General features: G+C 67.8%; 19 protein-coding genes. 8 read left to right on the top strand and 11 right to left on the bottom strand.

Translation table 11 applies throughout. The features are described from left to right. The first annotated feature begins 56 nt into the window (after positions 1 to 56). Positions 57 to 1,088: a class II fructose-bisphosphate aldolase gene (fbaA, locus tag JWQ81_RS12095; protein ID WP_297540685.1), complete on the top strand. Its 1,032-nt coding sequence runs from the start codon at positions 57 to 59 to the stop codon at positions 1,086 to 1,088. A 70-nt stretch (positions 1,089 to 1,158) separates the two neighbouring features. Here fbaA and JWQ81_RS12090 read toward each other — a convergent pair whose 3' ends face one another. Continuing rightward, positions 1,159 to 2,394, bottom strand: coding sequence for a hypothetical protein (locus tag JWQ81_RS12090; protein WP_297540683.1), 1,236 nt, complete (start codon positions 2,392 to 2,394; stop codon positions 1,159 to 1,161). A gap of 193 nt (positions 2,395 to 2,587) precedes the next feature. On the opposite strand from JWQ81_RS12090, the gene JWQ81_RS12085 reads away from it, so the two are divergent. Beyond that, positions 2,588 to 2,998, top strand: a complete 411-nt coding sequence (locus JWQ81_RS12085) for a DUF3151 domain-containing protein (protein ID WP_297540681.1) — start codon at positions 2,588 to 2,590, stop codon at positions 2,996 to 2,998. Positions 2,999 to 3,011: 13 nt separating this feature from the next. Here JWQ81_RS12085 and JWQ81_RS12080 read toward each other — a convergent pair whose 3' ends face one another. The 4 genes from JWQ81_RS12080 to JWQ81_RS12065 form a co-directional block, all read right to left on the bottom strand. After that, on the bottom strand, positions 3,012 to 4,271 hold the full coding sequence (locus tag JWQ81_RS12080; protein WP_297540679.1) for a GGDEF domain-containing protein: 1,260 nt from the start codon (positions 4,269 to 4,271) through the stop codon (positions 3,012 to 3,014). A 242-nt stretch (positions 4,272 to 4,513) separates the two neighbouring features. Further along, on the bottom strand, positions 4,514 to 5,773 hold the full coding sequence (locus tag JWQ81_RS12075; protein ID WP_297540677.1) for an MFS transporter: 1,260 nt from the start codon (positions 5,771 to 5,773) through the stop codon (positions 4,514 to 4,516). Between the two features lie 174 nt (positions 5,774 to 5,947). Continuing rightward, the gene (locus JWQ81_RS12070) at positions 5,948 to 6,409 is read right to left on the bottom strand and encodes a GNAT family N-acetyltransferase (RefSeq protein WP_297540675.1); all 462 of its coding nucleotides are present in this window, start codon (positions 6,407 to 6,409) and stop codon (positions 5,948 to 5,950) included. After that, entirely contained in the window at positions 6,406 to 7,545 is a 1,140-nt protein-coding gene (locus JWQ81_RS12065; protein WP_297540673.1) for an LLM class flavin-dependent oxidoreductase, read from the bottom strand. The genes JWQ81_RS12070 and JWQ81_RS12065 overlap by 4 nt, the downstream gene beginning before the upstream one ends. Positions 7,546 to 7,661: 116 nt before the next feature. Here JWQ81_RS12065 and JWQ81_RS12060 point away from each other — a divergent pair, with 116 nt between their 5' ends. Further along, on the top strand, positions 7,662 to 9,572 hold the full coding sequence (locus JWQ81_RS12060) for an FAD/NAD(P)-binding domain-containing protein (RefSeq protein WP_297540671.1): 1,911 nt from the start codon (positions 7,662 to 7,664) through the stop codon (positions 9,570 to 9,572). 22 nt (positions 9,573 to 9,594) lie between these two features. Here the strand turns inward: JWQ81_RS12060 and JWQ81_RS12055 are convergent, their stop codons facing one another. Beyond that, positions 9,595 to 10,092: a hypothetical protein gene (locus tag JWQ81_RS12055; protein WP_297540669.1), complete on the bottom strand. Its 498-nt coding sequence runs from the start codon at positions 10,090 to 10,092 to the stop codon at positions 9,595 to 9,597. Positions 10,093 to 10,372: 280 nt separating this feature from the next. Continuing rightward, the gene (locus JWQ81_RS12050; RefSeq protein WP_297540667.1) at positions 10,373 to 11,080 is read right to left on the bottom strand and encodes a hypothetical protein; all 708 of its coding nucleotides are present in this window, start codon (positions 11,078 to 11,080) and stop codon (positions 10,373 to 10,375) included. An 81-nt stretch (positions 11,081 to 11,161) separates the two neighbouring features. Here JWQ81_RS12050 and JWQ81_RS12045 point away from each other — a divergent pair, with 81 nt between their 5' ends. Continuing rightward, positions 11,162 to 12,448, top strand: coding sequence for an adenylosuccinate synthase (locus JWQ81_RS12045; RefSeq protein ID WP_297540665.1), 1,287 nt, complete (start codon positions 11,162 to 11,164; stop codon positions 12,446 to 12,448). A gap of 69 nt (positions 12,449 to 12,517) precedes the next feature. On the opposite strand, the gene JWQ81_RS12040 is transcribed toward JWQ81_RS12045, so the two are convergent. The 4 genes from JWQ81_RS12040 to JWQ81_RS12025 form a co-directional block, all read right to left on the bottom strand. Continuing rightward, on the bottom strand, positions 12,518 to 14,152 hold the full coding sequence (locus JWQ81_RS12040) for a Na+/H+ antiporter (RefSeq protein ID WP_297540663.1): 1,635 nt from the start codon (positions 14,150 to 14,152) through the stop codon (positions 12,518 to 12,520). Positions 14,153 to 14,203: 51 nt separating this feature from the next. Then, positions 14,204 to 14,623 (bottom strand): hypothetical protein, encoded by a 420-nt coding sequence (locus JWQ81_RS12035; protein WP_297540661.1) that lies wholly within the window; start codon positions 14,621 to 14,623, stop codon positions 14,204 to 14,206. Positions 14,624 to 14,786: 163 nt separating this feature from the next. Continuing rightward, positions 14,787 to 16,328, bottom strand: a complete 1,542-nt coding sequence (locus JWQ81_RS12030) for an amino acid permease (protein WP_297540659.1) — start codon at positions 16,326 to 16,328, stop codon at positions 14,787 to 14,789. A gap of 148 nt (positions 16,329 to 16,476) precedes the next feature. Then, a complete protein-coding gene (locus JWQ81_RS12025) occupies positions 16,477 to 17,610 on the bottom strand; it encodes a glycerophosphodiester phosphodiesterase family protein (protein WP_297540657.1) in 1,134 nt (377 codons plus the stop codon). A 213-nt stretch (positions 17,611 to 17,823) separates the two neighbouring features. On the opposite strand from JWQ81_RS12025, the gene purD reads away from it, so the two are divergent. From purD to JWQ81_RS12005, 4 genes are all read left to right on the top strand, one after another. Further along, entirely contained in the window at positions 17,824 to 19,089 is a 1,266-nt protein-coding gene (purD, locus tag JWQ81_RS12020; protein WP_297540655.1) for a phosphoribosylamine--glycine ligase, read from the top strand. 38 nt (positions 19,090 to 19,127) lie between these two features. Continuing rightward, positions 19,128 to 19,430: a hypothetical protein gene (locus JWQ81_RS12015; RefSeq protein WP_297540653.1), complete on the top strand. Its 303-nt coding sequence runs from the start codon at positions 19,128 to 19,130 to the stop codon at positions 19,428 to 19,430. Positions 19,431 to 19,506: 76 nt separating this feature from the next. Then, positions 19,507 to 19,890: a WXG100 family type VII secretion target gene (locus JWQ81_RS12010; protein ID WP_297540651.1), complete on the top strand. Its 384-nt coding sequence runs from the start codon at positions 19,507 to 19,509 to the stop codon at positions 19,888 to 19,890. Positions 19,891 to 19,924: 34 nt separating this feature from the next. Continuing rightward, positions 19,925 to 20,524 carry a DUF3558 domain-containing protein gene (locus tag JWQ81_RS12005; protein WP_297540649.1) on the top strand — a complete coding sequence of 200 codons (600 nt, stop codon included), beginning with the start codon at positions 19,925 to 19,927 and terminating at the stop codon, positions 20,522 to 20,524.

Below are 20,524 nucleotides of genomic sequence, written 5' to 3'. Positions count from 1 at the left end.
GCCGACCTCGTACGATGCGGCCGAAGGCGCCAAAGTCATTCCTAGGAGGACCAGAGATGCCCATCGCCACCCCCGAGGTGTACGCGGAGATGCTCGACCGGGCGAAAGCGGGCGAATTCGCCTACCCGGCCATCAACGTCACCTCGTCGGAAACCCTGAACGCCGCCCTGCGCGGGTTCGCCGAGGCGGAGAGCGATGGGATCATCCAGTTCTCCACCGGCGGCGCGGAGTTCGCGTCGGGCCAGTCGGTCAAGGACATGGTCGTCGGCTCGGCCGCGCTCGCGGAGTTCGCTCAGGTCGTCGCGGCGAAGTACCCGGTCAACGTCGCGCTGCACACGGACCACTGCCCGAAGAACAAGCTCGACGGCTTCGTCCGCCCGCTGCTGGAGATCTCGGCCGAGCGGGTCAAGAACGGCCAGAACCCGCTGTTCCAGTCGCACATGTGGGACGGTTCGGCGATCGAGCTGGACGAGAACCTCAAGATCGCCGCGGAGCTGCTGGAGAAGGCGGCCGCCGCGCACATCATCCTCGAGGTCGAGATCGGTGTCGTCGGCGGTGAAGAGGACGGCGTCGCCAACGAGATCAACGACAAGCTCTACACCAGCTCCGAGGACTTCGAGAAGACCATCGACGCGCTCGGCACCGGTGAGCGGGGCCGCTACCTGCTGGCCGCGACCTTCGGCAACGTGCACGGCGTCTACAAGCCGGGCAACGTGAAGCTGCGCCCGGAGGTCCTCAAGGGCGGCCAGGAGACGGCCATCAAGAAGCTCGGCATGGCCGAGGGCTCGAAGCCGTTCGACTTCGTGTTCCACGGCGGTTCCGGCTCGGACATCGCCGACATCCACGCCGCGCTGACGTACGGCGTGATCAAGATGAACGTCGACACCGACACGCAGTACGCGTTCACGCGCCCGATCGTCGATCACTTTTTCAAGAACTACGACGGCGTGCTGAAGATCGACGGCGAGGTCGGCAACAAGAAGGTCTACGACCCCCGCAGCTACCTCAAGGCCGCCGAGCTCGGCATGGCCGCCCGCGTCACCGAGGCCGCACAGGCCCTGAAGTCCGCCGGCAACCACGTCAGCTGACCCTGGTTTGGCTGGACGTGAAGGCCACCTTCACAGCGTCTGATGCTGTGAAGGTGGCCTTCACGTCGCTCTAAACGGAACTCACAGCGGCGCGGTGGGCGGCAAGCGCGCGGGTGACGGGGCCGGCGGCCCACCAGAGCACGGCGATCAGCCCCAGTGCCAGCGGGATGGTCCAGTACGCGACAGGCGGCGCCGACTCCGTGTGCGCGTCGCCGAGGAACCACGGCCGCAGCTGGGACTGGACCCACAGCGTCCCGTAGCCGAACGCCGTGACGAGCAGTGCGCCGACACCGGCGGTCAGCGCGCGGTGCTCGCGGCCGATCCGGAACGCCAGGTCCACCGAGAGCCCGACGAATACGAGGTAGAACGGGACCGTCGGCACCGGGAACCCCATGCCGAGTAGCGCCGGCCACACCAGCAGCCGGTACGTCAGGTACGCGCCGGCCACCGCCGTCGCCGCCCACGGCCGGCCGATCGTCTTGCGCGTGAGCGCCAGGATCAGCGCCATCGCCGCGATCCCCCACAGCGGGTACACCCACATCGGGATCGGCATCGTGAAGTGGGTCACCGCCGCGAGGTCGACCGGGTGCTTGATCTGCTGCGCCGCGAAGTTCAGCAGCGAAGGCTCGGCTTCGGGCGTGCCGCGCTCCCATGCGCGCAGGCCGAGGATGCCGTACTCCTGCTGCCCGTTGGCGAAGAACGCGTTCTCCAGGAAGAACGCCCACAGCGCGAGCAGCACGCCGGTGCGCAGCCGCCCCGGCTTCGCCAGCTTCAGCCAACCGAGGATGACACCGGCCTGCATGATCGCCGTGCCCAGGTACAGCATCAGGTGCGACGGGCTCCACGCCGTCAGGTCGAGCCCGTTGACGGCGTGGTTGATGACGTCCAGCGGCGCGGCGACCAGGAAGACGATCGTGCCTGCCTGCATCAGTCGCAGTGAACGCTTGTCGCAGCCCAGACCCGTGTAGCTGTGGATCACCACCAGCACCATGATGATCACCGTGCCGACGGTGTTGATCAGGTGCGGCGGGGCCATGGTGTCGCGGATCCACATGAAATGCCACGACATGTCCCACGTCGAGCCGATCAGCTTGAAACCGAACGCCACCAGCCACATGCCGTAGCAGAACCGCAGCACCCAGTCCGGCGTCGCTTGTCCTGGAGCGCCGCGCTTCCAGTGCAGCTGGAAGAACAACTTCGTCTTCGCGATCGGGCTTCCGGGGATGACCTCGGGTTCGATCGGCTCGATGGGGTCGGCGGGCTCGGCGGGTTCGACGACCCCCGACACGTCAACTGCCTCTGTCATGCCGCTAATCATCGCGTGCCGAGGTCCGGCGTCACCCATCAGAGTGGCGAATTTGCTTCCGAGTGGCAGACCCGGGCATCCTCGTGCGCCATGATGGGAAAACGAGTCGTAGCCGCGGTCATCATCGGTGCACTGGTCCTCGCCGGCGGCGGGGTACTCGGGAGCCTCTTCTTCTAGAGAGCAGAATGAGGGCATGACCCACAACCTGCTCGGTCCTCAGCCCACCCTCCTGCCCGCTCACCCGGCCGCCCAGGCCGGGTTGGACGCCGGGAACGACCCCGCCACCGTCGCCGCCGAGTACCCGTTCTTCAGTGCCGCGTGGGCGGCGCTGGCGGAGAACGCGTTCGAGTCGGGCGAGACCATCGCCGCGTACGCCTACGCCCGCACCGGTTACCACCGAGGGCTGGACGCGTTGCGCCGCAACGGATGGAAGGGTTTCGGCGAGGTGCCGTGGGCACACGAGCCGAACCAGGGTTTCCTGCGCGCGGTCGCCGTCCTGGCGAAAGCCGCCGGGAAGATCGGCGAGACCGAGGAGTACGACCGGTGTCGCCAGCTGCTCCTGGACTCCGACCCGGCCGCCGTCGAGGCGACCGGGCTGGCTTGAACTAGGCCACCCGCTAAGCCACCGCTGCCAGTTCGGTGACGCGCGCCAGGTCCGGTGAACTGATGACACGGTTGCGGCCCGAGCGTTTAGCCGCGTAAACGGCCGCGTCGGCAGCCGCCATCACTTCGTCCAGGGTGGAGCCGTCGAGCGGGAACTCCGCGACCCCGATGGACGCGGTCTGGGTCTCGATGACCACGGCTTCACCCTCGTTGTTGTGCGTGTGGATCACGAGTTCGCTCACGCGCTGTCGGATCCGCTCGGCGGTCTCGACGGCTTGGTTCTTCGTCGACGAAGTCAGCAGTGCCACGAACTCCTCGCCGCCGAATCGGCCGGCCAGGTCGTGCGTGCGGGTTTCCGACTTGACCAGGGCGGCGACGGCCTTGAGCACGTCGTCGCCGGCCAGGTGGCCGTAGTTGTCGTTGACGCGCTTGAAGAAGTCGAGGTCGATCATCAGCGCGCCGAAGCTGCCGCCCTCGCGCTTCACCCGGGAAATCTCGCGCTCGGCGCCGTTCTGCCAGGTGACGGCGTTGAGCAGCTGGGTCTTCTGGTCGGTCGTCGCCAGCTCTTCGAGCTGCTTGACCAAAGTGGAGCGCTGCAGCACGAGCAGCGGCAGGATGACCAGCAGGCCGAGCAGCGGCTGGTAGGGCAGCACGGCGACGACGAGGCCGCCGACACACAGCGTGGAGAGCTCGAGCAGGTTGTCGTCCACGCTGCCCAGGCACGACTTCAGCGTCGCGGCGCTGGGGTTGGCCAGGTAGAGGCCGATGGTGGTGAGCACGGCGTTGGTGACGAAGAACACACATGCTGCGACGCAGGTGGTGGTGACGTTGTCCGCCGCGATGGCTTGGGCAGTGAATCCGGCGGCGCAGGACGACAGGATCGTGGTCGCCGCGTTGGCGACGACCCGGTGGGCCTCACCGGGGCGGGTTCCGGCCCAGCTTCGGAACGCGAGGTGGCCGTAGAGGATCGCGCCGAGCGCGACAGCCAACTGCGGCGGCAGCAGTAGACCTCCGGGCAGCAGCCACACCGATGTCATATTGATATGTCCGCCGGAGCTCAAAATACGGCGTTGGCGCTCTACCCGGCGGCTCACTTCGGCCTGGATGGTGGCCAGAAGGATGAGCGCGAGGAACGCCTCGACCTGTTTCCCGGTGATCAGGAAGAGTTGGCTGGCCGACAAGGCGAGGACCAATGTTGCACCCACAGTGACCGCCGTGAAGGCGATCCACTGGTTAGGCCGAGTCCACAAGGCCCATGCGGTTACTTTGTGCATTCGAATCTGCTGTGTCGGTTCCCCCGATGTGATCATATTTCCCCCAGCCTCTTGTGTGCTTGCGCCCAGCAAGCTAACGCTCACACACAGTTTCAGCCTATTTGCAGGCTGTCGGCAAGGGCCTTAGGTGTGTATTTTTCTGGGGACGCCGAACGAAGGGTGGCCACGATGCGCGCAAGGGACCAGTGAAGTAGGGCGTTCGCCGCAAGGCTGCGCAGGCGAGCCCACGCGTAGAACACACGTCAGTCGTGTTCTGCGCGTGCGGCATCTTTTTCGAGCCACTTTCCCTGTTGCGTGGAGAGGTTCCGCTGCCACACCAGTGCCAGTGGGATCGTCAGTGCCAGCCCGGCGAGACCGAAGATCCCCACCGTCGTCTGAGCACTCACCTGTTCGGCCACGATCCCGCCCAGCAGCGGGGTCACTCCCATCACCGTGGTCAGCCCGGTGTTGGACAACCCCATCGCCTGCGCCCGGTTCTCGTCGGGCACCGCGAGGGTCAGCGAAGCCGTCGCCTGCATCAGAGCCACCGTGCCGAACGCTCCACACAGGATGAACATCAGGATCGAGATGATCATCCCCGGCTGCAGGAAACAGAACAGCAGCGGCACCGCGGCCAGTGCCGAGAGCACGCCGATCAGCCTCGGGCGCACGGCCGCCGGCACCCAGCGCGTGTAGACAGCCGCGCCGATCACGCTGCCCAGCGGGTCGGCCGCCAGTAGCAGGCCGATCGCCGTCGACCCGCCGCCCGCGGATGCCGCGTACGGCGCCGCGATTCCTTCGTAGACCGGTAGCAGTCCCATCAGCCAAGTGAACATCACCAGCGTGCGCAGTCCGGAGCTGGCGAACACCAGGCGTCCGCCGCCGCTGATGGTGGCGAAGAACGACTTCCGCTGCACCCCGTTGGCCGCGGCCGGCCGCGCGCTCAGTCCGAATCGGACGAACGCGGCCGACAGCACGAACGTCGCCGCGTCGATCACCAGCGCGACGTGCGGGTTCAGCGCGATGAGCAGCAGCCCGCCCCCGGCGAACCCGGCCAGCTGCGCGGACTGCGTGGTGATGTTGCGGATCGCCTGGCCGACGATGAACCGGTCGCCGGTCAGCACCTGCGGCAGCAGGGCCAGTTGGGAGGCCTTGAACGGCGGGTTGAGCAGCGAGATCGAGCCGACCAGCACGCACAGCACCCAGAACGGCAGTACCGGGAGCGCCGCCAGCAGGATCAGGAGCCCCCGAAGGAGGTCGACGACCACCATCACGTCGCGCCGCGGGAAGCGGTCGGCGAAGCCGGTGAGGAAGATCCCGCCGAGCAGCGACGGCGCGAAGGTCAGCGCGTAGGTGAGGCCGGTGAGGACGGCCGAATGGGTCTCGTTGAACACCAACACCGACAGCGCGACCCTCGCCAGCTGGTCACCGAAGATCGAAAACAGCTCGGCGAACCACAGCGAGCGGAACTCGGCGACCCCGAAGACCTCCCGGAACGTGACCCGTGGTGCTGCGTCCGTCATATGCGTTCTCCCCGTACCTTCATCCGTTCGTGTTCACTCCTGGGGACCTTAGCGGTCACGGGGTGGTTACGAAGCGTCAATCCAAGTCAACAGTGTCGCTTGTTGATCTTGGCTTGGGTAGGGCAACGGGTAGGGAACTGGCCAGGTTTACGTGAGATTGACCGCGCGGTGCGGCTATAAGTCCTTTTCGAACGCCAGAAGCCCGTATCCCTCGGGGTCGAGTTCCTCCGTCGACAAGCTGCGGTAGCCGGACGCCGTGTAGAGCGCGGCCGCCTCCGGCTGCTTGGGACCGGTGGTGAGGAACATCCGGCGGTAGCCGCGCCGCTTGGCCTCGTCTTCCAGCTCGGCGAGCACGAGCCGGGCCAGGCCCCGCCGCCTGTGCGCGGAGTGGGTCCACATCCGCTTCAGCTCGGCCGAGCGCTCGTCGTGGCGCATGAACGCCCCTCCGGCCACGCTGGCTCCGTTCTCGCGGACGAGCAGCAGCGTGCCGCCGTCGGCCTCGGTGAACACCTCCGGCGGGTACTTGGTGATCTCCGTGGTGTTGCCGTAGCGGGTCAGGTACTCCTCGGCGAGCTCGGCCAGCAATGGCGCGGCTTCGGGATCGGTGACGGCATACGGCCGGATCTCGAGGGTCACCCGTCGACCGCGAGCGCGTCGGCCCCCTGTGGCCGGACCTGCGCCTTGGCGGCGTCGCGCTTGGCGACCTCCTCCCGGACGATCGGGATGACGTACCGGCCGAAGTCGATGGTGTCGCCGAGCATGTCGTAACCGCGGGCGGAGAGAATGTCCACGCCGAGATCGTAGTAGTCGAGCAAGGCCGCCGCGACGGTCTCGGGCGTGCCGACCAGCGCGTTCGAGTTGCCCGCGCCGCCGGTCGCCGCCGCGGTGGGGGTCCACAACGCACGGTCGAAGCGCTCACCCTGCGCGGCCAGCGAAAGGAGCCGCTGGGAGCCGGTGTTCTGCGGGGCGGTGAGTGAGTGGCGGCGGGTCAGCGGCTTGCCGCCGGCCGTGCGGTTTTTGATGGTGTCGACCGTGCGGTGGGCCTTTTCCCAGGCCAGCTCCTCGGTCGGGGCGATGATCGGCCGGAACGCGACCTGGATCCGCGGGACGTCGGTGCGTCCGGCGGCCAACGCCGCCGCCTTGACCGACTCGATCTGCTCGGCGGTCTGCGCGAGCGGCTCGCCCCACAGGCAGTAGATGTCGGCCTCGGCGCCCCCGGCGGCGTACGCGGCCGGCGACGAGCCACCGAACGACACGCCCGGACGCGGCTGCTGGACCGGGCGGATGTCGCTGACGAAGTCCGCGAACTTGTAGTGCACGCCGTCGAAGCCGAACGGCTCGTCGGAAGTCCAGGCCTTCTTGATGATCTGGATCGCCTCGCGCGTCCGCGCGTAGCGCTCGTCCTTCGTGAGGTAGTCGCCCTCGCGCTGCTGCTCCTGGTCGTTGCCACCGGTGATGAAGTGGACCGTCAGCCTGCCGTCGGAGATCTGGTCGAGGCTGGCGAACGTCTTGGCGGCGAACGTCGGATACGACACGTTCGGCCGGTGGGCGAGCAGGATCTGCAGCTTCTCGGTCTTGGTCGCGACGTACGCGGCGGCCTGCGCCGGGTCCGGCGAGCCCGAGCCGTAGGCGAACAGAACCCTGTCCCAGCCGAAGTCCTCGTGCGCCCGCGCGAGCCGCAGCGTGTACTCCTTGTCGAACACACCACCCGACCGCGCGCTCGTCTCCGAGCCGTCGTGGGTGCCGCCGATCCCCAGGAACTCAACAGGCATGACCCCGCCCTTTCATCGCTCTCCCTCGACAACTACGCCCGGGCCACGGTTCCGGCAACGACGTCCGCAGGGTGAGATGGACGCTGGCGGGCGGGTTCTCCGCGTAGCGTCGAATCGTGGCCGAAAACGAGCCGTTCGAGTTAGCGATCGTGGGCGCCGGCCCGCGAGGGATCTGCGTGCTCGAAAGGCTTTCCGCCAACGCGGCCGAGCTGCTCGGGCGCCGCCCGTTCGTGGTCCATCTGATCGACCCGTTCCCACCGGGGCCGGGCCGGGTCTGGCGCTATGACCAGTCTCCGTTGCTGCGGATGAACTCGATGCCCGAGGACGTCACGATGTTCACCGACGACACGGTGAAGATCGAGGGCCCGATACGGCCGGGTCCGTCGCTCTCGGAGTGGGTCGAGCAGGTGCGAACCGGCGCTCTGGACGTGCAAGTCGCCGCCGACTTGCACGACGAGCTGAACTCGCTGACGACGATGTCGTTCCCCACCCGCCGGTTGCAGAGCGCGTATCTGGACTGGGTGTACCAGCGGGTCCTCGCGGAACTGCCCGACGAGATCACCGTGGTCAACCACGCGAAGCACGCTGTGCGCGTGACGGATGACGGCCCGCGGCAGCAGGTTTGGCTGGACGGGGTCGCGGAGCCCTTGCGGGTGGACACCGTGCTGATGACCGTCGGCCATCTCGACGCCGACCCGGATGACCGCGACAGTGAGATGGTGGCGTTCGCCGAGCGGCACGGGCTCGCCTACTACCCCGCCGGATACACGGCCGACGTGGACTACTCGGCCGTGGAACCGGGTGAAACCGTTCTGGTGCGCGGGTTCGGGCTGGCGTTCGTCGACCTCATGCTGCTGCTGACCGAGGGGCGCGGCGGCCGGTTCGAGGAGTTGCCCGGCGGCGGTTTGCGCTATCACGCGAGCGGAAACGAGCCGGTTCTGCACGTCGGTTCCCGGCGAGGAGTGCCGTACCACGCCAAAACCGGGTACCGCCTACAGGGAAAACCCCTGCAGTTGCCCAGGTTCTTTGACACGTACGCGGTCGAAAAGCTGACGAAGCTGGCCGGGCAATGGGATTTCCGCGCCGACGTCTGGCCGTATATGGCCAAGGAAATCGCCTGGGGTTACTACAGCGAACTGTTCACCGGGCACCCGGACCGGGTCCGGCTTGACTTCGCGGTCTTCGCGGACGCGTTCGCCGACGCGGCGTGGGACACCCCCGAGATGGACGCGCTGATCCTCCGCGCGGTGCCTGCCGAGGAGGACCGGGTGGACCTGCGCAAGCTCGACAGGCCGCTGGACGGCGAGCGATTCGACACGGCTGAGGAATTCGGCAAGCACGTCCGCGAGTACGTCGAGGGTGACTTGGCGCGTCGAGCGGACGTCCGCTTCAGCGCGGACCTAGGCGCGTTCATGGCGCTGCTTTCGGTCGTCGGCCAGTTCCCCGGACTGCTGGCCACCGGCCGGGTGGATGCCCGCTCGCAACTATCCGATGTGGACGGATGGTGGTTCGGGTTCTTCAGCTATTTCGCCAGCGGCCCGCCGCCCCGGCGGCTTGAGGAACTCCTCGCCCTGCACGAGGCCGGAGTGGTTTCCTTTCTCGGCGCGGAAATGCGAGTCGACGCCGACGAGGAACGCGAACTGTTCGTCGGCGGCAGTGTCAGTCAACCATCCACTGTGGACTCTGCGACGCTGATCGAAGCGCGCCTGCCCAACGCCAGCGTGCGGCGGGCGTCCGACACCCTGCTGCGCTCCATGCGAGACGCCGGATCGCTCGGCGAGGAGTCCGTTCTCGACGTGCTGTCCGGCGAAAAGCTGCCGTCCGGCCGGATTCACACCCGCGTCACCGACTCCCGCCTGCTCGACAGCGAGGGGCAGGCGCACCCGCGCCGGTTCGCGCTCGGCCCGCACACCAGCGCGCGCTCGCCCGGGGCGTTCACCCGCCCTCGGACGAACGCGCTGCCCTTCCGGCAGAACGACATCGTCGCCAGGGAGATCCTGCGGCTCGTGAGTGTTCCGGCCGCTTAGAACCGGCCGGAACACTCACGAGTCAGATGCCGAGGACCGCTCGCGCGGTCGTCCAGTCGGTGAGCAGTGCGTGCTGCGCTGCCGACAGCGTCGCAGTCCCGGCGCAGACGGCCTTCTTCACCGCGTTCTCGACGCTGTCCTTCGAATACGCGTTCTTCGTGCCGGAATGCGGCTCCGGCCACAGGTTCTTCGGGTCCTTCGGCGAACCGCCGACCTCCAGCGGCAGGAAGTGGTCCTCTTCGTAGGACGACAGGCTCGTGTCCGTGTAGCCGTAGTCCGCGATGCCCTGCGTCTTCAGCTTGTTCGTGTAGGACGTGGGCGGACGGACCGTCGCTGTCCAACCGGACACGCAGATCGTCGAGCCGATCGTCGCCTGCGTGACGTCCGGGTTCGTCGCGCCGGGGGTGCAGGCCGGATCCGGCAGTGGCAGAAACGACTGGGAACACGTCTGCGCTACCGCGTTGATACCTGCGGTGGCGACGCCGGCCGACGGGGTCGCGCCGGCTACGCCACCGACCATGGCGGTGAGCGCGGTCGCCGCGAACAGAGCTGTGACTGAGTTACTAACAAAACGCCTAGTAAGCATTTTGCCGCCTTCGTGTCAGGTGTGGGGACTTAGTAACCTTGAGACACGAAAGTGGCAAACACAACACTTATGGGTGACATATTGCCGTCGGTAGGCAAACGTTCGGTAGTTGCAGGGCAGCGCCGTCGGGTTTGCGGCAAAAGTCCCTACTTTCGGACCGGTGGCCCGCCCGTCCGGAGAGTCGCTCTCAGCAGCGACCGAGCAGGTCGGTCCTCTAGCGCCGGACCAGCCGCAGGTCCTCGGTGTGGCGGTACCAGGTCCACTTCTCCACGGCACGGGGGAAGACGACGCCGTCGCTCTCCGGCTGAACGGGGTCGGCACCGAGCTGGAACGCCCGCGTCGAGAACGTCTCCGTGTGCTTGAACAGCGGCATCTTGAACAGCGGCATCTTGAACAGTGCCCCCCGGACCACGCGGACGGTCAGTCCTGGACCGCCGGAGCCGTCTGGCTCGACCTCGATCACCTTCGCGGCCCCACGCAGCGCGACCTTCTCGTCGCAGTAGGCGACCCCGTCGACCGGCCCGATACGGCCGCGCCCGACGAGCACGCCGCCGGAGTCGTTCCGGATCAGCGGGACCGGGTCGACGTCTCCGTGCAGCGCCAGTTCGAGCGCATCGGCGGGGTCGGTCGGCAGGCCCCAGATCTCGGCGAACGCCGAGCGCGGCGAACTGGGCACGAAGCCCACCGACACGCCGTGCAACTGTTCTTTGCGTAACAGTCGCAGGACCACGGCCGCGAGGTCCGCGTCGGTGCCGGCGACCACGAACCAGTCGCTTTCCCCCAGCAAGGGGTCAACATCGGCCTTGCCGGGGCGCGCCGGGACGGGCACCACCCGCACGTCGCCCGCCTCGGCGAACCCGGCCGAAAACCCCCCGCAAGCGAGTACCACTCCACGCACGCCCGCGTCCTCCGTTACGCTCATGCACCGGCATTTACCAGCGCCACTAGTGTCGTCACCGACACGCGCATTCGACCCTGTCCTGCAGAACATCTGGAGTGTCACATGCCGGCCATCGTGCTGATCGGTGCCCAATGGGGCGACGAAGGTAAGGGCAAGGCCACCGACCTGCTCGGCGACCGCGTCCAGTGGGTCGTCCGCTACCAGGGCGGCAACAACGCGGGTCACACCGTCGTGCTGCCCAACGGTGAGAACTTCGCCCTGCACCTCATCCCGTCCGGCATTCTGACCCCCGGGGTGACCAACGTCATCGGCAACGGGGTCGTGGTCGACCCGGGTGTGCTGCTCGCCGAGCTCGCCGGGCTCGAGGCCCGCGGCGTGGACACCAGCCGTCTGCTGCTTTCCGCCGACGCGCATTTGATCATGCCGTACCACGTGGAGATCGATAAGGTCACCGAGCGTTATCTCGGGGCCAAGAAGATCGGCACCACCGGCCGCGGCATCGGTCCCTGCTACCAGGACAAGCTCGCCCGCGTGGGCGTCCGTGTGCAGGACCTGCTCGACGAGAAGATCTTCCGGCAGAAGGTCGAGGCCGCGCTGGAGTTCAAGAACCAGGTGCTGGTCAAGGTCTACAACCGCAAGGCACTCGACGTCGACCAGGTCGCCGACGAGGTCCTCGCCGCCGGCGAGAAGTTCGCGCACCGCATCGCCGACACGCGCCTGCAGCTCAACAAGGCCCTCGAGCGCGGTGAAACCGTACTGCTCGAAGGCTCGCAGGGCACGCTGCTCGACGTCGACCACGGCACGTACCCGTTCGTCACGTCGTCGAACCCGACGGCCGGTGGCGCGAGCGCGGGCTCGGGCATCGGCCCCGGCCGGATCGACACCGTGCTCGGCATCCTGAAGGCGTACACCACCCGCGTCGGCGCCGGTCCGTTCCCGACCGAGCTGAACGACGACTCGGGCGAGTACCTGCGGAAGACCGGCGGCGAGGTCGGCGTCACCACCGGCCGCAACCGGCGCACCGGCTGGTTCGACGCCGTCATCGCGCGCTACGCGACGCGGGTCAACGGCATCACCGACTACTTCCTCACCAAGCTCGACGTGCTGTCGAGCCTGGAGAAGGTGCCGGTGTGCGTGGCTTACGAGGTCGACGGGTTCCGCACCGACGACATGCCGATGACGCAGACCGACGTCCACCACGCCGTCCCGATCTACGAAGAGCTGCCGGGCTGGTTCGAGGACATCTCCAGCTGCCGCACGTTCGACGAGCTCCCGCTCAACGCGCGCAGGTACGTCGAGCGCATCGAGGAGCTGTCCGGTGCCCGCGTGTCCGCGATCGGCGTCGGCCCCGGCCGCGACCAGACCATCGTCCGGCACGAGTTCGTCTAGCGGCCATCGGACTCGTGAGTGTTCCTGCCGGTTCTAAGCGGCCGGAACACTCACGAGTCGTGAGCCGGATCAGCTGAGCCGCGCGCTGGGCGCTTCGGACAGCGTGAGCTCCTCCAGGTCCAGTTCCCGCAGGACCTTCCGCAGGACGTCGTCGTCGATCCTGCCCTCGCCGTGTTGCTTGAGCAGCGCTTCGCGCTGAGCGTTCAGCAGGTCGCGGCGGACTTTCGCGAAGGCGGTGTGCGGGCTGGCCGCGCGTTCCTCCGCGGACAGGGAAATCGCCGCCACCGCACCGCGATAGCGCGTCTCCAAGAGTGCCTTTGTCCGAGTCTTGACCTTGTCGACGCGTTCGGCCGGTATGTCCATAGAGGACAGTGCCTCGGCCATGATCTCGTCGAGCCGGTCCTTGGCGGCGTCCATCGCGGCCTTGCGGGCTTCGAGCTCTTCGGCCCCGTCGCGCGAAGCCTCGTCGGGATCTTGGACCTTCAGCCTGCGGATGAGCGCGGGCAGCGTCAGGCCCTGGACCAGGACGGTGCCGATGGCCACGGTGAACGCGAACAGCTGGATCTCCGCGCGGCCAGGGGTACTCAGCGGGACACCGGCGGCCGCCGCGAGCGTGACCACCCCGCGCATCCCGGTCCACGAGACCACCATCAGGCTCCGCCACGGCCCCGCCTGGCGGTCCTTGCCGAACAGGCGCATCGCGTTGGGTAAGTAGCTCGAAAGGAAGACATAGGGGATGCGGATCCCCATGGTCACCAGCAGCACGATCACCGCCACCAGCGCGAGGGTGCCGTCGCCGCGGGCAGCCGCGTGGGCGCCGTCGAGCACGAACGGCAGTTGGAGGCCCATCAGCGCGAACACGAGCGCTTCGAGCAGCACGTCGATCGTCGCCCAGACAGAGGAGTCCTGCATGCGCGTCGCCGGGTCGGAACGCAGTGACCGCCGTCCGAGATAGAGCCCCGCGGCGACCACGGCCAGCACGCCGGACCCGCTGAAGTCGGCCGAGAACGGGTGCAGGTGCTCCGCGGTCACGTAGGCCGCGAACGGCACGACGATGCCGAAAGTCGACTCCATCAGCGGGTCGTCGAGCTTCCGGCGGATCAGCGAGACGAGCCCGCCGATCACCAGCCCGACCGCGATGCCCAGCACGGTCGCCACCAGGAACACCAGGAACCCGTGCCCGATCGACCCGGCGGTGCCGAGCACCGCGGCCAGCCCGATCTTGTACAGCGTGAGCGCGGCCGCGTCGTTGACCAGGCTTTCCCCGGTCAGGACCGCCATGATCCGGCGCGGCAGCCCGAGCCGCCGCCCGATCGCGACGGCGGTGACCGCGTCAGGGGGAGCGACGACGGCGCCGAGCACCAGCGCGGACGAGAACGGCAGGTCCGGCAGCAGCAGGTGCACCAGCAGCCCGATGACCAGCGCGGTGACCGCGACCAGCACGACGCCGAGCGCGATGATCGGCCGCAGGTTGCTCTTGAAGTGCTCGAACGAGCTTTCCAACGACGTCGAATACAGCAGCGGCGGGAGCACGAGCGTCAGGATCAGCTCGGGCTGCAGTTCGAGCCGCGGCACCCCAGGGAGGTAGGAAACCGCGAGCGCGACGACGACGATCAGCAGCGGCGCGGACAGGTTGTACCGGCGCGCCAGCGCGGTCAGCCCGAGCGAGCCGGCGAGCACGGCCATCAGGGTCAGGAGCTCCATGGTGGGGATCCTTGCCTAGGCGACTGTGTCACGCCCGTTACCCGCGCAGGATCAACCCTGGGGTGCGTCCGGGTCGGAGGTTTCGCGCTGGGCCGGCACCTGGGCGACCGGTACAACGACGATCCGGCTGTCCAGCGGGCTCAGCGTCTTCGCCAGGAAAGCCGCCGCCCCTGCCGACTTGGTCAGCGTGTCCGACTCCGCGATCAGGAGCAGGTCCGTCTCCGGATTGTTGGCGTAGTCGATCGCGTAGCGCAGCAGGGAGGTGTAGCGCAGGTCCAGGTCGTCCGGGGTGACCTCGGCGGCCCAGGCCGAAATGACCAGATCGTGGTCCCTGGCGAAGCTGCGGCAGCGCTCCCGCAGCTCCTCCAGGCTCGTACCGGGTCCTTCGAGCGCCGTGCAGCAGTAGACCGTCGCGACCTGGGGGGCCGTGCTGCGGCCGTGCCTGGTGTCATGTCTTCGCAGTCCGATCATCAGTACACCTCGAGTCGGGACAGCATCTCGGTGCGACCAGAAGCGGCCAAGTGCCCTGGTCACGGCCCCGGCGGGGGCCGGTGTCGTACTGAAGACGAACGAACGCGAACAACGTGACGTGGGTTACACGCCTTTTCTCGGTGGGGTCTTTGGGTGGGCGGGGTTAGGCAAGTTCCTTCAGTTCGTGTTCGACGGCGGCGAGCTCCTCGGCTGATCCTTGGACCTTCGGACCGGTGAACCACTTCCGCGCGGAGACCAGCCACCAGATCCCGGCGCCGCCGAGCACGACGAGGAAGGCGATCGGTGTGTAGTTGAACGTGTTCGCGGTGACCGGCGACACCTGCGGGAGCATGAACAGCACGAAGATCACCACGACCCACGCGACCGCGACGATGCCGATCGGCTTGCCCCAGCGGCCGAGGTTCCACGGGCCCTTGTCGAACGCGTCGCCCTTACGCACGCGAAGGAACACAGGGATCACGTAAGCGACGTAGAGCCCGACGGTCGCAATGGACGTCACGGCCGCGTACGCCGTGTTGCTCCACAGGTACGGCAGCGCCAGCAACATCGCGCCGCCCGCGGCGAGCCACACGGCGTTGGTCGGGGTCTGGGTGCGCTTGTTGATCTTGTGCCAGATCTTCGACCCGGGGATCGCGCCGTCACGCGCGAAGGCGTAGATCATCCGCGAGTTCGCCGTCACCGACGCCATCCCGCAGAACAGCTGCGCGCCGATGCAGATCAGCAACAGGAACTTGCCGGTCGCCGCGCCCGTCGCGTCGATGAAGATCTGGGCAGGCGGGACTCCGGTCGACGAGCCGACCTCGCCGGCGTAGTCCTGGATCGCGAACGTGATCCCGATCAACAGCACCCAGCCCGCGACGAGCGAGACCACGATCGACGTGATGATTCCTCGCGGGCCCGCCACCTCGGCGTTCTTGGTCTCCTCGGTCATGTGCGCGGACGCGTCATAACCCGTCAACGTGTACTGCGCGACGAGCAGCCCGAGCGCGAAGACGTATGGCGCCGAGCCCCAGCCCGTGTTGTTGACAAAACTGCCGAAGACGAACGAAGCGCTCTGGTGCTTGGCCGGGGCGAAGATCAGCACGCCGACGATCACCAGCACGCCGACGAGGTGCCACCAGACGCTGACCGCGTTGAGGATCGACATCAGCCGCACGCCGAACGTGTTCAGCCCGCCGTGCACGGCCAGGATGACGACCAGCAGCAGGATCGTGTGTCCGGGAGTCGCGGTGAACCCCCATTGCAGGTCCAGGAACGCGTTGAGGAACAGCGCGGCGCCGAAGTCGACCCCGGCGGTCACCGCGATCTGGCCGACCAGGTTGAACCAGCCGGTGAACCACGACCACGCCGGCCCGTTGCGCGAAGCCAGTTTCGCCGCCCAGTAGTACAGCCCGCCCGCGGTCGGGTAGCTCGAGCAGATCTCGGCCATGCCCAGGCCGACCAGCAGGACGAACACGCCGACGATCGGCCAGCCCCAGATCATCGCGGCCGGGCCGCCGGTGTTCATGCCGTAGCCATAGAGCGTCAGGCAGCCCGAGAGGATCGAGACGATGGTGAACGAGACGGCGAAGTTCGAGAACCCCGACATCGTCCGCTTGAGTTCCTGGGCGTAGCCGAGCTGGTGGAGCCGGGCACTGTCGGTGTCGGTTTCGGCGTTGTCGGCGGCGGCGGATGAGACGTCCATGGGCACCGGCTCCAAAGGTATGCGGACAGTCCATTGAGATCCGCAGAAAGTAGCCCGCGCCTGGGAGGGTGTCAAGGATCCCTCGGGGCCACCCCTGTGGCGTTCAACGCAACAAGGGTGGCCCTGAGGGGTCTTCTACAACGGACAGCTACTGCCCGGTGAACGCCTTCACGGACTCGAGCGCGGTGTCGGACTGGTCGGCGAAGAAGCCGTCGACGCCCGCCTTCAGGAACGTGGTCTCCTCGGCGAAGATGTTGCCGTACTGCGTCAGGTTCGACGAAGACCGCAGGTTGGTCGGCAGGAAGTTGTTCTCGTTGCGGAAGGTGTACGGCTGCACCTGCAGCCCCGCCGCGTGCGCGTCGGCCACCAGCGCGGTCGGCGTGGTCAGGTTCCCGGCCTTGTCGAGCGGGATGATCTGCGCCTTGTCCGGCCCGAGGTAGGTCGCGTACTTCGCGACCTCGCGCAGGCCCTGCTTCGACACGATGTCGGCGTACGTCCGCTTGTCACCCTTGGCGACGAAGTCGGCGGGCGCGCCGGTCGCGGACGTCAGCTGCAGCAGCGGCACGCGGAGCTGCTTGTGCAGCGCGATCAGGTTCGACACCTCGAACGACTGGATGATCACCGGGGCGTCGCGCCGGTTGAGGCCGTTGCGGTTGAGGATGTCGACCAGCTTCGGCTCGACCGGGTTGCCGATCGTCTGGAAGAACGTCGAGTGCTTCACCTCGGGGTAGGTCCCGACCGTCCGGTGCAGCTCGCGGCTCAGCCGCTTGGTGAGATCGAGGATCTCCTGGTAGGTCGCGATCTGGTAGCGGCCGTTGTAGATGGTGTTGTTGGGCCGGACGTCCGGGATCCGCTCCTTCGCGCGCAACGTCTTCAGCTCGGCGAGGGTGAAGTCCTCGGTGAACCAGCCGGTCGTCGAAATACCGTCGATGATCTTCGTGGTCTTCCGGTTCGCGAACTCCGGGTGGTCGGCGACGTCGGTCGTGCCGCCGATCTCCGGCTCGTGCCGCGCGACGAGCTGGCCGTCCTTGGTCGGCACCAGGTCGACGTCGACCCAGTTCGCCCCCATTCGGAACGCCAGTTCGTAGGACGCCAGCGTGTGCTCGGGGCGGTACCCGGGGGCGCCGCGGTGTCCGACGACCACCGGCCCGGTCTGGCCGTGGACCGAAGACGTCGTGTCCGCCGCGGCCTGGCCGGCGCTCGCGGGCGACACCGCCACACCTACCGCGCTCAGCACGGCGAGCCCCGACAACACGAGCAAGCCCAGTCGTTTGCGCATCATCGCTGCTCTCATCTGGTTGTTGACCTCATCAATCCGGTTGATCACCCGTTGGGGGCTTTCAGAGGGGTACCGCGTCACAGTCATCGGCGCAAGCCACGAGCGGGCGACATCGGGACGACCAGCGAGGGAACACCCGCTGTGGACGTGGCTTCCGAATCGGTTCCGGATGGGGGAAACGTCTGGTGTCCATCGGGCGCGACTAGGCTCTGCGGCGTGCGCGTACTGGTAATCGGGTCCGGCGCCCGTGAGCATGCCCTTGTCCTCGCGGTCGCTGGTGACCCTTCGGTCACCGCACTCGCCTGTGCCCCCGGCAACGCGGGGACGGCCGCCGTCTCCGAGCAGATGGGGGTCGATTCCGTCGATCCGGCCGCCGTGGCCGCGCTGGCGGTGAGCTGGAAGGCCGACCTCGTCGTGGTCGGCCCCGAGGTCCCGCTGGTCGCCGGGGTGGCCGACGCGGTCCGCGCCGCGGGGATCAACTGCTTCGGGCCGTCCGCGGCCGCCGCCCGGATCGAGGGCTCGAAGGCCTTCGCCAAGGACGTCATGACCACCGCGAAGGTGCCGACGGCCCACAGTGAGGTCGTCGACAGCCCGGCCTTCCTCGACGCGGCGCTTTCCCGCTTCGGCCCGACCTGGGTGGTCAAGGACGACGGGCTCGCCGCGGGCAAGGGGGTCGTGGTCACCACCGACTTCGACGTCGCCCGCAAGCACGCCCTGATGCTGCTCGACGGCGGCCACCCGGTGCTCCTGGAGTCCTTTTTGGACGGTCCAGAGGTCTCCCTCTTCTGTTTCGTGGACGGCAAAACCGTCGTCCCGCTGGTGCCCGCGCAGGACTTCAAGCGCGTCGGCGACGGCGACGCCGGCCCGAACACCGGCGGCATGGGCGCGTATGCGCCGCTGCCTTGGGTGCCGGCCGGTTTCGTCGACGACGTCGTCGCGTCGGTCGTCCAGCCCGTTGTGAACGAGCTCGTCAAGCGGGACTCGTCCTTCTCCGGGCTGCTCTACGCGGGCCTGATCATGACGGCCACCGGCCCGCAGGTGATCGAGTTCAACTGCCGGTTCGGCGACCCGGAGACCCAGGTCGTCCTTGCCCTGCTGAAGACTCCGCTTGCCGGGCTCCTGCTGGCCACTGCCCGCGGCAAGCTCCACAAGCACCCGAAGCTGGAGTGGGAGGACGGTTCCGCGGTCACCGTCGTGGTCGCCGCCGACGGCTACCCCGGCAAGCCGCGGACCGGCGACGTCATCACCGGCGCGGAGGGCGAAGGCGTGCTCCACGCCGGCACCCGCCGCCGCGACGACGGCGCCATCGTGTCCTCCGGTGGGCGCGTGGTCTCCGTGATCGGCGTCGGCCATTCGCTGAAGTCCGCGCGTAAGCAGGCCTACGCGCGCGTCGAGAAGGTGCACCTCGCCGGTTCGCACCACAGGACCGACATCGCGCAGGGCGCGGCGCGCGGCGAGATCACGACTCCGGCCGTCGGTTAGCCGAATTCGCGAGCAGGCTTCGCGCGCACTCGACGATCGTGGTCTCGACTGGTCGCGGTGCCCAGCCCAGCACGTCCGATCATCCGCGTGGCACGGCCATTGTCCTGCGGGAAGCCGGGATGGACGCGTTCCGCCCGCTGCTCGCCACGGTCGCCGCGGCCCTGCGCGAACTCGGAAACGAACACGGGCAGAAGGCGTCTTTCGAGGTGACCTCCGAACTGTGGCTGAGCCTGCACGGCCGAGCTCACCTCGGCGGGGCCCTGCCGTGGTTCGACTTCCCTCAGGAATCGCGCTACCTCGATCGGCTGATCGACCAGGTGCTGCCGGTCGGGCGAACTTAACTCGCCGAGATGTGGACATTGGTAGCCTTCGGGTGCGAGACCGACCGGTCACCGTCCGTAGGAGGGGTGCGTTCAGATGCCAGGAGACACCCAGATTCAGGATCTCGCGTCCTCGGTGCCGCCGGTGCCGGGGCTGGCCGACATCCAGGTCGACCCGGCCAGGATCCTCGACGTCGCGAAGGTGGTCGAGGACCAGGCCAACGCGCTCGAGGACAAGCTCCGGACCCGGCTCGACGAGCTGCGCATCGACACCCCGGCCGGCGACATCGTCAGCACGAACACCTTCCTCGCCTGGAACCTGATGGTGTCCGACGCTCCCGACTCGTATGCCAAGGGCGTCCGCGCGTACGTGAAGGGCCTGCGTGACCTGGTCACGCAGCTGCGCTCGGCCTCCGACCAGTACAAGGCCACCGACGAGGACAAGGCCACGATGCTCGGGGACCGTGGTGGCAAGCCTTAAACCCCTGCGCCTTAAACCCCTGCGCCTTAAACCGATGGCTCTGACCAGCGCGGCCGTCGCCACTTTCGCGGTGGCGGGCTGCACGACGACGGTCGGCGACGGCATCGCGTCCCCGGTCGCCACCGTCGCGAGTTCCGCGGAGCAGAGTTCGAAGGCCGCCGGGCTGCCCCAGCGGCCGAACGAGCTCGCGCTCAACGGTGTCGACCCGTGCTCTCTGCTGACGTCGGCCCAGCTCGACCAACTCACCGTCAACAGCAAGCCGCGCCAGGTCGCTGACTCCGCCAACGGCGCAGACGGCCCGAGCTGCACTTTCGACGTCGACAAGGCGCAGCCGTACTACGCCTACGGCATCACCGCCGTGACCAACGCCGACCTCGAAGCCTGGCTCACCGGCAACCGCCGTAAGAACAGCATGACCACGGTCGACCTGTCGGTCGAAGGCTTCCCCGCACTGAAGTACTTCCGCCAGAACACCGACCCGACCGACTGCCAAACCCTGGTCGGCGTCGCGCACGGCCAGACGCTGGAAGTGCAGGCGGCGCCGATCAGCGAGGGCGCGTTCACCCAGGGCCAGCTGTGCGAACTGGCCACCAAGGCGGCGACCTTCGCCGTGCAGACGTTGAAAGCGAAGTAG

The sequence above is a fragment of the Amycolatopsis sp. genome, assembly GCF_025464955.1.
Classification (GTDB): Bacteria; Actinomycetota; Actinomycetes; order Mycobacteriales; family Pseudonocardiaceae; genus Amycolatopsis.
This window is presented reverse-complemented; position numbering and strand designations above follow the sequence as displayed.

Coding starts and splice junctions, on each gene's coding strand:
- JWQ81_RS12050 (WP_297540667.1), bottom strand. CDS start 11,080: ATGAGCGTAACGGAGGACGCGGGCGTGCGTGGAGTGGTACTCGCTTGC.
- JWQ81_RS12005 (WP_297540649.1), top strand. CDS start 19,925: ATGGCTCTGACCAGCGCGGCCGTCGCCACTTTCGCGGTGGCGGGCTGC.
- JWQ81_RS12040 (WP_297540663.1), bottom strand. CDS start 14,152: ATGGAGCTCCTGACCCTGATGGCCGTGCTCGCCGGCTCGCTCGGGCTG.
- JWQ81_RS12065 (WP_297540673.1), bottom strand. CDS start 7,545: ATGCCTGTTGAGTTCCTGGGGATCGGCGGCACCCACGACGGCTCGGAG.
- fbaA (WP_297540685.1), top strand. CDS start 57: ATGCCCATCGCCACCCCCGAGGTGTACGCGGAGATGCTCGACCGGGCG.
- JWQ81_RS12030 (WP_297540659.1), bottom strand. CDS start 16,328: ATGGACGTCTCATCCGCCGCCGCCGACAACGCCGAAACCGACACCGAC.
- JWQ81_RS12045 (WP_297540665.1), top strand. CDS start 11,162: ATGCCGGCCATCGTGCTGATCGGTGCCCAATGGGGCGACGAAGGTAAG.
- JWQ81_RS12075 (WP_297540677.1), bottom strand. CDS start 5,773: ATGACGGACGCAGCACCACGGGTCACGTTCCGGGAGGTCTTCGGGGTC.
- JWQ81_RS12055 (WP_297540669.1), bottom strand. CDS start 10,092: ATGGTCGGTGGCGTAGCCGGCGCGACCCCGTCGGCCGGCGTCGCCACC.
- JWQ81_RS12090 (WP_297540683.1), bottom strand. CDS start 2,394: ATGACAGAGGCAGTTGACGTGTCGGGGGTCGTCGAACCCGCCGAGCCC.
- JWQ81_RS12025 (WP_297540657.1), bottom strand. CDS start 17,610: ATGATGCGCAAACGACTGGGCTTGCTCGTGTTGTCGGGGCTCGCCGTG.
- JWQ81_RS12085 (WP_297540681.1), top strand. CDS start 2,588: ATGACCCACAACCTGCTCGGTCCTCAGCCCACCCTCCTGCCCGCTCAC.
- JWQ81_RS12080 (WP_297540679.1), bottom strand. CDS start 4,271: ATGCACAAAGTAACCGCATGGGCCTTGTGGACTCGGCCTAACCAGTGG.
- JWQ81_RS12035 (WP_297540661.1), bottom strand. CDS start 14,623: ATGATCGGACTGCGAAGACATGACACCAGGCACGGCCGCAGCACGGCC.
- JWQ81_RS12010 (WP_297540651.1), top strand. CDS start 19,507: ATGCCAGGAGACACCCAGATTCAGGATCTCGCGTCCTCGGTGCCGCCG.